The organism is Clostridioides sp. ZZV15-6598 (genome assembly GCF_020657705.1).
Classification (GTDB): domain Bacteria; phylum Bacillota; class Clostridia; order Peptostreptococcales; family Peptostreptococcaceae; genus Clostridioides; species Clostridioides difficile_F.
The window spans coordinates 1-14919 of the sequence record NZ_JAGWCS010000099.1; the positions used below are offsets into that span (position 1 = coordinate 1).

Here is a 14919-nt window from a genome sequence, read left to right on the forward strand (position 1 = left end):
TCTGTGTTCCATCATATGTTTTTTAATATTATCAGCATTAATCATTAATCGGCTAGATATCTTTAAAGAAGATATTTATGTTGTAAGTAAAAATAATTCACATAATGAAAAAACAGATAAGGTAGAAAAAATAGTTAAAGATGAAGGCAATAAGCATAATAAAGATGAGGAGAAAATAGATAAAAATATTCAAATTAATAAAATAACTATATACATAAGTGGAGCAGTAAATAGACCAGGAATTGTAACTATAGAATCAAATAAGAGGCTTTATGATGCTGTAGAATTATTAGGTGGAACAACAAAAGAAGCTGATTTAAATGGAATTAATTTATCACTAAAATTAGAAGATGAACAACATTACATAATACCTAAAATAGGAGAAACAATATCTGTTACAAGTAACAGTGATTCTAATAAATCAAGTCTAAAAAATGAAAGTAACAATGAATCTGAAAGTAAAAATAATAAAAATCTATTTGATAAATCAAAAATAAATATAAATACAGCAACATTAGAAGAGCTAGATACTTTACCTGGAATTGGAGAGGCCACAGCTAATAAAATTTTACAACATAGAGAAGAAAATGGACAATTTGCTTCAATTGAAGATATAAAAAATGTGAATGGTATAGGAGATAAAAAATACGAAAATCTAAAAGATTTAATTTGTATAGGCTAAAAATATAATACAAAACTCACTTATAGATATGGTATTATAAATATGTATGTATATGTGTGTATATGTGGAAATTTAGTAAAGGAGGTACTTTTATGAAGAAGGAACAAAAAAAACTTACAGAGATGACAACAGCAGGTGGCTGAGCAGCTAAAATAGGGCCAGAGGTTCTGGCATCAGTTTTGGCTCAACTGCCTAAAAATGATAATATAGAAAATTTATTAGTAGGATTAGATACAGCAGATGATGCTGCTGTGTATAAATTAAATGATGATATGGCACTTATTCAAACACTGGATTTCTTTACACCAATGGTAGATGACCCATTTGTATTTGGTCAAATTGCTGCATCAAATTCATTATCAGATGTATATGCCATGGGAGGAAAGCCTTTGGTTGCAATGAATATTGTTTGCTTTCCATCATGTCATGATATGGATGTACTTGCAGAAATATTAAAAGGCGGATTCGATAAAGTAAAAGAAAGTGGAGCACTATTAGTAGGAGGACATACTGTAGATGACCAAGAACCTAAATATGGTCTTTCAGTTTCTGGAATTGTTAACCCAAATAAAGTTTTATCAAATGCTACTGCAAAGCCTGGTGACAAGTTAGTTATAACAAAGCCAATTGGTGTGGGTGTATTAAATACAGCCATGAAAGAAGGTATGGTAGAACAGCATATATGTGACAAAGTAGTAGAAATAATGATACATTTAAATAAATATGCAGCAATGAGTTTTGATAAATTTGATGTAAATTCAGTTACAGATATCACTGGATTTGGTTTACTTGGGCATACTTTAGAAATGGCTAAAGCTTCTGAGGTGAGTATTGAAATTGATTCAAAGCATGTTCCAATTATCGAAGGTGCTGTAGAAATGGCAGAAATGGGAATAATACCTGCTGGAATGTATAAAAACATGCATTATGTATCAAAAGATGTAGAAGTTGTAGGGGATGTAGAAGTTGCAGTTCAAGATATTTTATATGACCCACAAACTTCTGGAGGGTTATTGATTTCTGTAAAAGAAGAATTAGCAGAAGAACTTGTAAGAGATATGAAGTTAAATGGAGCAATAGAAGCAAAAATCATAGGGTCTGTAGTAACAAAAGGGGAAAAATATATTAAAGTTTTATAAAATATTATATAGAGAGAAAGAGTGATTATTTTGAGCAAAAGAGAATTATTTGCAATGTTACCTTCAGTTGATGAAGTATTAAGTGATAATAGAATAGTAGAAATAATAGAGGAATATCCTAGAAGCTTAGTTTTAGAATCTGTAAGAGAAGTGATAGATTTTAAGAGACAATTTATATTAAGATTAAAAGAAGATGCATCTAATTCTGTAACAATAGAATTTGATGAAATAATAGAATCTGCAATAGAGAGAGTTAAATTAAATTACTCACTATCATTAAAAAAAGTTATAAATGCAACTGGTACAGTTATTCATACAAACTTGGGGAGGTCTTTACTTAGTGAAGATATAAAAGATGAATTATGGTGTGCTGCTTCAAGATATTCAAACTTAGAATATGATTTGGATAACGGAGAAAGAGGCTCAAGATATTCTCACTTAACTAATACAATAAAAAGACTCACTGGTGCAGAAGATGTACTAGTTGTAAATAATAATGCAGCAGCAGTGCTTCTTGTACTTAGCACAATGGCCAAAGGAGGAGAAGCAATCGTATCACGTGGAGAGTTAGTAGAAGTAGGAGGTTCTTTCAGAATTCCAAGTATAATGGCTCTTAGTGGTGCAGAATTAGTGGAAATAGGTTCAACTAATAAGACACACTTAAAAGATTATAAAGAAGCTATTACAGAAGAAACTAATGTATTGATGAAAGTTCATACAAGTAACTATAGAATTATGGGATTTACAGAAAGTGTATCTATAGAAGAACTAGTTAATTTAGGTAAAAAATATAAATTACCCGTAATAGAAGACCTAGGAAGTGGAGTATTTATAGATTTATCAAAATATGGATTATCTTATGAACCAACTGTATTAGATTCTATAAGACAAGGTGCAGATGTAGTTACTTTTAGTGGAGATAAAATGCTTGGTGGACCACAAGCAGGTATTATAGTTGGGAAAAAAGAGTATATAGAAAAAATGAAGAAAAATCAACTTACTAGAGCTCTTAGGGTTGATAAGCTGACAATATGTGCCCTTGAAGCAACTTTAAGAATGTACTTAGATGAAACAAAGGCTGTGGAAAACATACCTACTTTAAAAATGTTGACATATAGCATTGAAGAGTTAGAAGCAAAGGCAAATAAATTATTTAAAAAAATAACTACCTTAAATCTAAATGCTAAAATAAACATAGAAGATGGATTTTCTCAGGTAGGAGGAGGGTCTATGCCTCTTGAAACGATAGCTACAAAGGTAATAACAATAACTCCTGAGCATATAAATGTATCATCTTTAGAAAAAAAATTAAGACTTAGTGAAGCTCATATAATAGCTAGAGTGTATGATAATAAATATGTTTTAGATGTAAGAACTATATTTGATGATGAATTTGATGTAGTAGTTGAGGAGCTAAGAAAAGCCTTTAATTAACTAAATTTGATATAATAATACTATTAATTTTAATTGAAAATTAGAAGCATTGAAGCTTTGATAGGGGGCAAAAAATGAAAAACGTAGTAATTGGAACAGCAGGTCATATAGACCATGGAAAAACAACTCTTATAAAAGCATTAACTGGAAGAGAAACTGATACATTAGATGAAGAAAAAAAGAGAGGTATATCAATAAATTTAGGTTTTACTTATTTTGATCTACCAAACAATAGAAGGGCTGGTATCGTAGATGTACCAGGACATGAAAAATTTATAAAAAACATGTTAGCTGGAGCATCAGGACTAGATATAGTTTTACTTGTTGTAGCAGCAGATGAGGGCGTTATGCCACAGACGGTTGAGCATTTAGACATTTTAAGTTTTTTAAATATAAAAAATGGGATAGTAGTTTTGACTAAATCTGATACTGTAGATGAAGAATTTAGAGAACTAGTAAAAGAAGATATTTGTGAAAAAATAAAAGGTACTTTTCTTGAAAATGCAGAAATAATTGAAGTTGATTCTGTATCTAAAAAAGGAATAAATACTCTGATTGAAAAAATAGATAAAATGAGTGAGGCAATAGAAGATAAAAACGAGAATTCTCCAGCAAGACTTAATATAGATAGAGTATTTTCTATAAAGGGATTTGGTACTGTAATAACAGGTACCTTAATAGAAGGAAAGATAAGTATAGAGGATGATTTGGTTATATATCCACAAGTATTAAAAACAAAGATAAGAAGTATACAAGTTCATGGAGAAAATAAAGATACAGCTTATGCAGGACAAAGGACAGCAATCAACATATCAAATGTAAAGGTAGATGATATAAAAAGAGGAGATGTTTTGGCTGCTCCCAACTCATTAGAAGAATCAATGATGTTAGATGTAAAACTATCATTAGTAAATCATTTAGAAAAAGGGATAAAACATTGGGATAGATTGAGATTGTATCATGGGACTAGAGAAATACTTTGCAGAGCAGTTCCACTAGATAAAGATTTAATTGAAAATGGAGAGAATGGATACATTCAGTTAAGACTTGAAGAAAGTATAGTATCTAAGAAGGGGGATACTTTTGTTGTCAGACGTTATTCTCCAATGGAAACTATAGGTGGAGGTGTGATAATTGACCCATCCCCTAAAAAGCATAAGAGATTTGATGAAAAAGTTATAGAAGCATTAAAAATAAAAGAAAAAGGTGAACTTAAAGATATAATAGAAGAATACTTAAAGAGAAACTTAAAAAATTATCCAAATATAAAAGAAATAATGAGCTATAGTGGTGCTCATGAAGAACATGTAAAAAAATCTATTGAGATACTTATATCAGAAAATAAAGTATTGCCTATTGGAAACATGTACATGCATATAAATCAATATAATAAACTGAAGGAAAACACAATAAATCTTTTAAGTGAGTACCATAAGAAGTATAGATTGAGAAAAGGTATGTTAAAAGAAGAAGTAAGGTCTAAGGTAGAAAGTAATTTTAAGACTAGAGAAATGGATATTTTACTAGAAAAATTATCTACAGAAAATATTATAAAAATAGAAAATAATATAATATCATTATTTGATTTTGAAGTTATCTTAAATGATAAACAAAGAGAAATAGCAAAAAAAATAGAAAAAAGGCTAAAATCATGTGGAGTTTCTTCAATATTGACAATAGAGGAAGTTTCTGAAGGAAATCATAACTATGCTGAAGTATTAGAGTCAATGATAGGTAATAAGGTAGAGAAATTGGATGATTTGTATATAATGGATAAAGATATTTATGAAAATGCAAAGAACATTTTAATAAATTATATAAAAGAAAATAAGGAAATAACACTAGGAGAATACAGAGATTTGATAGATTCTAGCAGAAAAAACTGTATGATTATACTAGAAAACTTTGATAGAAACAAAATAACTAAGAGAGTAGAAAACAAAAGAATTTTGTTTTAGCGGAAAATGTCTGTTTTTGCTTTGAGGTATAAAGAAGGAATTATAATGTCGAGTATCGTATAAATTAATTAGTATAAAATATTAATTAAGAGGAAGTGTAAAGTATTGAAGAATATAATACCTGCTGTGAAACCAGATATAAAAGAAAGAGAAGACATGAGCCTTTTATTTATAATAATGGGCTCAGTGCTTTTATTATTTATTATAAAAGATACAAATAAATATGAAATTTTACTGCATGCTGTATATGCTACATTCTTGATATCTACAGGAATGGTTATATTTAATACTACAAAGTTTAAGGTAGATTCATTTTCTACATTTTTGGGGTTAGTATTTGCAGCAACTGGAGTATTAGAGTGTATGTATTTATTTAATTGTTTAGGTGCTAGAGCAGAAGCTGTAATTGGAACTAACATCACAATATCAGCAATAACAGATTTATTTCCTATACTAGGTGTGTATTTAAGTTTTAAATTCGTTAAGGATAATAAACAAATTCATTCGAGCATAATTTTATTTGTAGTAGCTGTAGTTTTAACAATATCATCTCTATTTATAATAGCTGAAATTTGTAACTATTTAGAAGGTGGTACATTACACTATGCTTTAGGAGTTTTTACATCTATATTTATGATAATTATTTCCATTATGAGTGGAATTGAATTAAACTCAAGTTCAAACATCAGTAAATGGGAATATAGTGAGAAAAAATTTTTTAATAGAATAATAATAATAACAATCTTATCAAGAGTTCCAAATTTACTACATATAGTAATTGGTAACAGGCATATAGAAGGTATGTTATCACAAATAATAATAAATGTAGCACTATACTATTTATATAATTACATAGTATCTAAGAATATTAAGAAAACAGCACTAGAATTACATGATACAAATGAAGAATTAACAATAAAAACAGAAAGTTTGAAAGAAAAAAACAAAAAACTAATATATGAAACAGAAAAAATAGAAGAACTTAAAGAAATACTTATAAAAAGAGAATTACGACTACAATCTACTTTAGATGTTTCTGTAAATAGTATAGTTGTGTTTAGTAAGGATGGAGAAATTACATATGCAAATAAAAGTTTTAGAAATATTTTTGGAGATTATAAGGAACAAGATAAATTAAGTAATAAAGTTAAAAATTTTAATGATTTAATAGAAAGCATTAATTATGTATTTATCAATAAAAAGAATATAGAAATATTTGTTGATACAAGTGATAATAAGGTTTACCAAGCTATATTTGCTCCTTTAATCATAGCCACACACATAGAAGGAGTATTATGTGTATTAAAGGACAAAACTAAGAAAAAGGAATACGAACGTAAACTTATTGAAGCAAATAAGAGAAGTGAAGACTTTTTAGAAAGTGTTGGAGATGGGATAGTAGTACTTGAAGGTAGTAATAAAATATATGTAAATAATGCATGTAGGCAAATATTTAAAGAGACATTAGAAAATATAGATTTTTCATCAATATGTAAAAGTGAAGAAAGTATAGAAAAAAGGTATGTAATAGAGGGTGAAGTAAAATATGTAGAGATGAGTTTTTCTCATTATAATAATGAAGGAACTTATAAGACTATTATTGTAATACGTGATACGACTTCTCGAAAGATATCTCAAATAAAACTTGAAGAAAGTCAATCTTCTTACTCAAGATTTATAGATATATTACCTGATGGTATATGCTTATTAAGAGAAGACTTAAGTGTAAATTATGCAAATAAGTCATTTTTAGATATGCTATCTTTTACAAGTATAGATGATGTAAAAGATTCTAATATTAAGATATTAATGAATGCAAATACTGAAGAAAAAATGAAATTTACTGAAAATATGACTAAAGTTTTAAATGAAAATAAAAGTATACTTCTACTAGAATATGAATTAATAAATAATTATGATGATATGGTAGAAGTAGAATTAAGTGCATTACCTTTTGCAATATATAACACTAGATATATAATGCTTATTATAAAAGATTTAGCACATAAAAAATACTCTGAACAAGCTGAAAAAGAATTACTTGAAAGATTTAAAACAGATAAAATAAAAACTGAGTTTTTTGCAAATATGTCTCATGAATTAAAAACACCATTAAATGTTATATCAAGTTCAAACCAATTAGTAGATTCTTTCTATAGAAGCGAAAAAATAAAAGACTATAATAATAATATCAAGTCTCATGTTGATTTAGTTAGACAAAGTTCCTATAGACTTCAAAGGTTGATAAATAATATTATAGATTTAACAAAGATGGAGTCAGGATTTTATACACTTAAACTTGCAAAATACAATATTGTATCTGTAATAGAAGATTTGTTTATGAATATAGAAGAGTATGCAAGTAGAAAGGATATAAGAATTCTATTTGATACAGAGCTTGAAGAAATCAATGTTTATGTAGACAAGGCTGAAATCGAGAGAATTATACTAAATCTATTATCAAATTGTATTAAATTTACTGATAATGGAGGATGGATATATGTAAACATTTACTATAAAATAGATAAAGTAATCATAAGTGTTAAAGATACTGGTGTTGGTATACCTCAAGATAAATTGGAGTTGATTTTTGAAGAGTTTTCACAAGTTGACAAGACTTTATCTAGAAATACTGAAGGAAGTGGAATAGGGCTTGCTATAGTTAAGAACCTAGTAAGTCTTCATGGTGGAGATATAGAAGTAATAAGTGAAGTTAATAAGGGGACAGAATTCTTAATTTCATTACCAATGAAAAGTTTTAGTAATGAATATTATACTGAAGATAAGAGAATATATAATCTTCAAGAAAAAATAAAAATAGAATTTTCTGATATATATTATTAGAAATTTATTATAACTGTAAAAATAAAATATTCTATATTTAATTTAATAGAGTATACTATAAAAGCTAGCCTATCATAAAAATAAGTTTTATGTTAGTCTAGCTTTTGTTGAAATTAAATGTATTTCGTATTTATATGTGAGAACATATAATTTCTAAATTACCCTCAAAGCCAAAATCTCCAAAGTTATTTGGTAATATAAAATGCATACCTTTCTTTAAATCATATTCTATAGAATTGTGTATCAATTTACCTGTTCCCTCTAGGATACTGTATAAAGAAAAAGGTGTATTGTGAGTAAAATTACATTTTCCCAAAATGTCTAATTTATAAACACTAAAAAATTCATTTGATACAAATGTTGTACATTTAAAGCTTGGTGTTGATACAATTTTATAATCAGTATCAAAATCTGTATGAGGAACATTTGTAACTTCTATTGATTTTTGAACATGAAGTTCACGTTTATTTCCTGAGTTATCAGTTCTGTCATAATCATAAACTCTATAAGTGGTATCTGAATTTTGTTGAGTTTCTAAAATTAATGTTCCCTTACATATAGCATGTATAGTTCCGCTTGGAACATAGAAAAAGTCACCTTTTTTTATATTAACTTTTCTAAGCAGTTTGTCCCATTCATTATTATTTATCATTTCTATAAATTCTTCACGAGATTTTGCATTATGACCTATTATAATTTCTGCATCCTCAGAACAGTCTATTACATACCAACATTCTGTTTTGCCTAATTCTCCATTTTCATTTTTTTGAGCATATTCATCATTTGGATGAACTTGAACTGATAAATTGTCATTAGCATCTAGTATTTTTGTAAGTAAAGGGAATTTATCTCCAGGTGCATTACCAAATAATTCTCTATTTTTCTCCCATAATTCAGATAGCCTTTTATCTTTATATTCTCCATTTTCTATTAAACAATCTCCATTTTTATGAGAACTTATAGCCCAACATTCACCTGTTGTTGGTGATTTTATCTCATAGTTAAATTTATCTTTAAGTGCAGTTCCACCCCATATTCTATCCATAAAAATAGGTTTTAAAAATAATGGTTCCATAATCTTGTTCCTCCTATGATATTAAATTTATCCTACAAATAATTATATATAAATAGATTATAAAATCAATAGTAAAAAAGTTTTGTCCCTTGAAATGACATAAAGTATAAGGAGTTATGAAACAAGATAAACTATGATATATAATATAAAGGTCTAAATTGGAGTGATAATCATGGAGAGATTTAAAGAAGAAAATCAAAAATATAAAAAAGAATTTTTGAAATTGTTGGAGGAATGGGTAAGTATACCTTCCTTTTATGATAAAAATACTGTATCTAAAGATATGCCTTTTGGAAAAGGTGTATATGATGCATTAAACTGGTTTGAAAATTTAGGTAGAGAAAACAATTTCACTGTTAAAAATATAGATAATCATGCTGTTTACATTGAATATGGAGATGGTAAAGATTATATAGATATATTTGGACATTGTGATGTTGTAAATCCAGGAGAAGGATGGGATAGTGAGCCATTTAAGCTAGATATTATAGGCGATAAATTAGTTGCTAGAGGTGTTTCTGATAATAAGGGTCCTATGATAGCAAATTTTTTGGCATTAAAAATGATAAAAAGTTTAAATATAGATTTAAAGAGAAAAGTTAGATTAATTGCTGGAGGAAATGAAGAAAGTGGATTTAAGTGTATAAAGCACTATTATAGCAAAGAGCCACATGGTGTATATGGATATACTCCAGATGCTAAATTTCCTGTATTAAATGGAGAAAAGGGTGGAGCAATAATAAAATTAATGTTGGATATAGATGATAAATATCTAGACATAAGTGGAGGAATAGAGTTTAATACAATTCCAGATAAGGTGTATATAAAAAATATTAAAAATTTAAGTAATGATTATATAAATTCTGATTTTAATAATGTTTCAATAAGTTTTAATGATGGTAAGTATATTGTGAATGGGAAAGGTGGACATTCATCTAAACCTGAAAAAGCAATAAATCCAATATTAGATACAATTAAAGTTTTAGCAGAAAATCTTGATGAAGATTGGGCAAAAGACTTGTATAAGCTAATAAATAAAGATAATATAGATGGAAAACTATTTGGCTTAAATGTTGAAGGAAAATGTGGAATTCTATCAATGGTTCCGACAATAATAAATATAAAAGATGGAAAACTTGAAGTAATTTTAAGTGTTAGGTATCCTGAAGTATTGACAGTTGAAAATATAATAGAAAAATTTGATTTGTATATAAAAAGAAATAATATTAATAAATTTGAGTTTATTGGGGAAAATTTAAAGCAAGCAAATTATATAGATGAGAATTCAAAACTTGTAAGAAGTTTACATGGGATATATGTAAATTATTCTGGAGACTCAAAAAGTGTTGTTAGAGTAACCAGTGCAGGAAGCTATGCAGCTGAAATGAAGAACTCAGTAATATTTGGGTGTGAATTTCCTGATGGTAGTTTTGGAAATGTTCATAGTGCGAATGAATTTGCCAGCTTAGATAGATTTATAACTTCAATAGGTATCTATGCAGAGGCAATAGTTACATTATGCAATAATATATAAATACAAAATGTCCCTTATATAGACATATTATATATACAACTAAAATTTTATTTGATATATAATTGAAATCAAAGAGAAGGTGATACAATGATAACTAAGAAACATGCAGTAATAGTAAAAAGTTTAAGCAATAAAGATGGATATATGACATCAAATGAACTAGCTATTAAATTAGATGTATCTACTAAAACTATTAAAAGATATATAGCAGATTTAAATGGTATTTTGAGTAAATATGATTTAGAAATAGATTCTTCAAGAGGCATAGGATATAAGTTAAGTGGCTCTAAGACTAATATAGCAAAGGCTGTTAAAGAAGCAAATAAATATATAAATGGTTTCTTGGATGATTCTGAAGAAGCAAGGATATCAAATATAATATGTATGCTAATTAACAGAAATTATATGAGTATAGAATTAATGGCAGAAGAATTAAATCTAAGTATAGCAGCCATAAATAAATTGTCTAGTAAGCTTAAAAGAAAACTTGAAAAGTATGACTTAGTTATAAAATCTAAACCTTATTATGGAAGCTATATATATGGTGAAGAAATTAATATAAGACAGTTGATTACTGATTATGCAATAAAGTTGGATGAGAAGAGTAAAATAAAAGTATTTTTAGATGACATCAATGAAAACGATATAAATTGCATAGAAAGTATTTTAGAAAAGCATTTGAGAGAAAAAGAAACAATAATTTCAGATAAAGATTTTAATCTTTTACTTTCAAAAATAATAGTTTCTGTGTTTAGAAGTAAGAAAGGTCATAGTAAAAATATAAATTTAATAGATACAGGATATAGATTTCATAATTACAGTTTTATAGAAAGACTTATGAAAGAAATATCTGATAAGGTTGGATTTAAACTTATTGAAGATGAAGTAATTTATATTTCAAATTATTCTGGTGTAATAGCCTATAGAGGCGCACAGGGAATAAAAAATGCAAGTGAAATTGAAGAAAGAATAAGTTGTGTTATAAGTAGTGCTCTTCAAGATATACTACTTATTTCAGGAAGTGATTATACAAAAGATGAAGAGTTTATGATAGCGATATCTGACCATATAAAAAGGTTTTTAAGTAGAGCAAAAGCTAATATAAAATCTAATAATCCACTACTTCATCAAATAAAAGAGAAATTTCCAATAGCTTTTAACTTAGCTGTGTTTTTATCAAATAAGATAGAAACTGAATTTAATCTAAAATTAGATGAGGATGAACTTGGATATATAGCTATTCATTTTGCTGCTTCAAATGAAAGAATGAAAAAAAATACAAGTAAGAAAATTTGTATAGTTTGTCACTATGGTATAGGTACAGGACAGCTTCTTTCTGAAAAATTAAAGCAGAATATAAGTGATTTAAATGTTGTAGGTGTTTATCCATTTAGATATCTTGATATGGCAATAAGTCAAGATGTTGATTTGATAGTATCGACGGTTGAATTAAAAGGATATGAAAAGCCAGTGCTATATATAGAAAATATTTTTGATGATAGCGTAATTGAAAACGTAAACAAAGCCTTTTATGAAAAGGAAGAAAGAAGAAAAATAATAAGTAATATGTTTGATGAAAGAGCTTTTTTCAGTATAAAAGCAAATACAAAAGAAGAAGTTATACTTTCTCTTTCAAATAAATTGAAAGAAAGAGATTTTATAGAAGAAAGTTCAATAGAGAGCATAATAGATAGAGAAAATATTTCATCAACTGAAATAGGAAATTTAGTAGCTATACCTCACACAATAGTGAAGGGCGATAAAAAATCTATAATCGGAGTTGGAATACTTGAAAATCCAATAATTTGGGATAAACAAGAAGTTCAACTAGTATTTATGGTATTTTTTAATACTAAAGAAAAGCATAATTTTTCAATATTTAAATACCTTTATAATTTTATAAAAGATGAAGGTGGAGTAAGAGGAATTATTAAAATATGTGACTTTAATAAATTAATGGCACTAATAGGTAATTAAGGAGGAAATTAATCATGGGAACAAACATATTTAACAAGGAATATGTATTTTTAAATACTGAGGCTAAATCTAAGGTTGAAGTTTTAAAATTTATAGCAAAGAAAGCAAAAGAATTAAATTTAACAGAAGATGAAAATCTAGTGTATGAAGGTTTAATAGCTAGAGAAGAGCAATTTACTACAAATTTAGGAGAATCTATAGCAATACCTCATACTAAAAATGATGCAATTGAAAATCCAGCAGTAGTGGTACTAAAGTTTAATGATGATGTTGTTTGGAACGAAGGTGAAGATAATGTCAAATTAGCAATAAGTTTACTTATGCCAGGAAAAAGTAAAGAAAACATACACCTTAAATTATTATCATCTCTTTCAAGAAAATTAATAAATAAAGATTTTAAAGAGTCTCTTTTAAAGAGTGATAATGTGGAAGAAATCGCTAATTTAATAAATGAAGCTTTAGGTTTATAGATAAATACTAAGGTTAAAATAAAAAATAATTAATTAAAGTAAATAGGAGGAATTTAAAATGAATAAAAAATTAGTAGCATTATGTGCTTGTCCAATGGGACTAGCTCACACTTTTATGGCAGCAGAAGCAATAGAGCAAGCTGCAAAGGCATTAGGTTATGAAGCAAAAGTTGAAACTCAAGGTGCAGATGGTGTGCAAAATGAATTAACAAGAGAAGACATATTAGGAGCAACTATGATAATACATGCAGTAGCAATAACACCAGAAGGTATGGAAAGATTTGATGGTTGTGAAGTTTATGAGGTTGAATTACAAGAAGCTATAAAGAATGCAGAAGGTGTTATAAAGGAAATAGAAGAGGATTTAGGAATATAATAAATTTACTGTGGAGGAAATAGAATGGCAATCAAGAAAAAAGTTATAAACAGTTCAGGTGCTTCTACAACAGGAGGCAATAACGCAGGAAAAACTACTCCATCTAATCCAACTCAATCAAAGGGAAATGGAAAGTGGAAAGAAGTTAGTAAACATATAATGACAGGTATATCGTATATGATACCAGTCTTAGTAATGGGTGGACTTATAGGAGCTTTATCTCAATTAATACCATATGCAATATTAGGACTTGATCCATCTGTAGGTATAGTTGACGCTATGAACTCAGGTGAATTTACAGGATTTAAACTTAGTCTTTTAAACATGGCACAATTAATGTCAAACTTCGGATTTACTCTGTTTGGATTTGCAATACCACTATTTGCAGCATTCTGTGCAAATTCTATAGGTGGGAAAACAGCTCTAATCGCAGGATTTATAGGTGGATATGTAGCTAATAAACCTGTAGGTGTACCACAATTCGTAGATGGACAGTGGACAGAAGTTGTACCAGTTGCATCAGGATTCTTAGGTGCAATATTAATCGCATTCATAATAGGATATTTTGTAAAATGGTTAAATAAATCTATAAAAGTTTCTCATAACTGGTTAGCTTTTAAAACAACATTTTTAATACCATTAATAGCATCATTAACTTGTATGGTATTGATGATATTTATAATAACTCCATTTGGTGGATTAATTAATGAAAGTATGAAAAACTTCTTAACAGCAGCAGGAGCAGCAGGAGAGTATGTATATGCAACAGCTTTAGCAGCAGCTACAGCATTTGACTTAGGTGGACCAATAAATAAAGCAGCAGGATTCGTTGCACTTGGTTTGACTACAGAAAATGTGCTACCAATAACAGCAAGAACAATAGCTATAGTTGTTCCTCCAATTGGATTAGGACTTACAACTTTATTAGATAAAAGATTAGTAGGAAGAAGAGTATATGATAGACAATTCTATCAAGCAGGAAAAACTTCTATATTCTTATCATTTATGGGTATATCAGAAGGAGCAATACCATTTGCACTTGAGAGACCAGGTTTTGTTATACCTTTAAATATAGTAGGAAGTATAATAGGAGCTATTACAGGTATAGTTTTAGGGGCAGTTCAATGGTTCCCAGAGTCTGCTATATGGGCATGGCCTCTAGTAGATAACTTATTTGGATATGTAATAGGTATAGCAGTTGGTGCTATATTCATAGCTGTAGGAAATGTATTTTACAGAAATAAATTAATAAAAGAGGGTAAACTTGTTGTAGATTATATTGATTAATTTATAAATTTTACTATCTATAATAACCTTGGCTGGTAATATTGATTGAAACAATATTACCAGCCTTACCTATATAACTAATTAAGGGTGGTGGAGATAAAATTATGAATAAAATAGAAAAAATAAGAAATTATCTTAAAGAG

Annotated in this window: 11 protein-coding genes; 10 read left to right on the forward strand and 1 reads right to left on the reverse strand. The window is 27.9% G+C overall.

Annotated features, from left to right (window positions below; all coding sequences use genetic code 11):
• The first annotated feature begins 1 nt into the window (after position 1).
• From KGF50_RS15810 to KGF50_RS15830, 5 genes are all read left to right on the forward strand, one after another.
• Positions 2-682, forward strand: a complete 681-nt coding sequence (locus tag KGF50_RS15810) for a DUF655 domain-containing protein (RefSeq protein ID WP_227848956.1) — start codon at positions 2-4, stop codon at positions 680-682.
• 92 nt (positions 683-774) lie between these two features.
• Positions 775-1821, forward strand: coding sequence for a selenide, water dikinase SelD (selD, locus tag KGF50_RS15815; RefSeq protein WP_227848957.1), 1047 nt, complete (start codon positions 775-777; stop codon positions 1819-1821).
• A gap of 54 nt (positions 1822-1875) precedes the next feature.
• The gene (selA, locus tag KGF50_RS15820) at positions 1876-3255 is read left to right on the forward strand and encodes an L-seryl-tRNA(Sec) selenium transferase (RefSeq protein WP_227848965.1); all 1380 of its coding nucleotides are present in this window, start codon (positions 1876-1878) and stop codon (positions 3253-3255) included.
• A 74-nt stretch (positions 3256-3329) separates the two neighbouring features.
• Positions 3330-5213, forward strand: coding sequence for a selenocysteine-specific translation elongation factor (selB, locus tag KGF50_RS15825; RefSeq protein WP_227848958.1), 1884 nt, complete (start codon positions 3330-3332; stop codon positions 5211-5213).
• A gap of 105 nt (positions 5214-5318) precedes the next feature.
• Positions 5319-8057: an ATP-binding protein gene (locus KGF50_RS15830; protein WP_227848959.1), complete on the forward strand. Its 2739-nt coding sequence runs from the start codon at positions 5319-5321 to the stop codon at positions 8055-8057.
• A 130-nt stretch (positions 8058-8187) separates the two neighbouring features.
• Here the strand turns inward: KGF50_RS15830 and manA are convergent, their stop codons facing one another.
• On the reverse strand, positions 8188-9132 hold the full coding sequence (manA, locus tag KGF50_RS15835; protein WP_227848960.1) for a mannose-6-phosphate isomerase, class I: 945 nt from the start codon (positions 9130-9132) through the stop codon (positions 8188-8190).
• Positions 9133-9304: 172 nt separating this feature from the next.
• Here manA and KGF50_RS15840 point away from each other — a divergent pair, with 172 nt between their 5' ends.
• The 5 genes from KGF50_RS15840 (at position 9305) to KGF50_RS15860 (ending at position 14776) form a co-directional block, all read left to right on the forward strand.
• Positions 9305-10666, forward strand: a complete 1362-nt coding sequence (locus KGF50_RS15840) for a Sapep family Mn(2+)-dependent dipeptidase (protein ID WP_227848961.1) — start codon at positions 9305-9307, stop codon at positions 10664-10666.
• Between the two features lie 87 nt (positions 10667-10753).
• Positions 10754-12643, forward strand: coding sequence for a BglG family transcription antiterminator (locus KGF50_RS15845; RefSeq protein ID WP_227848962.1), 1890 nt, complete (start codon positions 10754-10756; stop codon positions 12641-12643).
• A gap of 14 nt (positions 12644-12657) precedes the next feature.
• A complete protein-coding gene (locus KGF50_RS15850; protein ID WP_227848963.1) occupies positions 12658-13113 on the forward strand; it encodes a PTS sugar transporter subunit IIA in 456 nt (151 codons plus the stop codon).
• Positions 13114-13171: 58 nt separating this feature from the next.
• Entirely contained in the window at positions 13172-13489 is a 318-nt protein-coding gene (locus KGF50_RS15855; RefSeq protein ID WP_227432546.1) for a PTS fructose transporter subunit IIB, read from the forward strand.
• Between the two features lie 24 nt (positions 13490-13513).
• Positions 13514-14776: a PTS fructose transporter subunit IIC gene (locus KGF50_RS15860; RefSeq protein ID WP_227848964.1), complete on the forward strand. Its 1263-nt coding sequence runs from the start codon at positions 13514-13516 to the stop codon at positions 14774-14776.
• Positions 14777-14919: the final 143 nt, after the last annotated feature.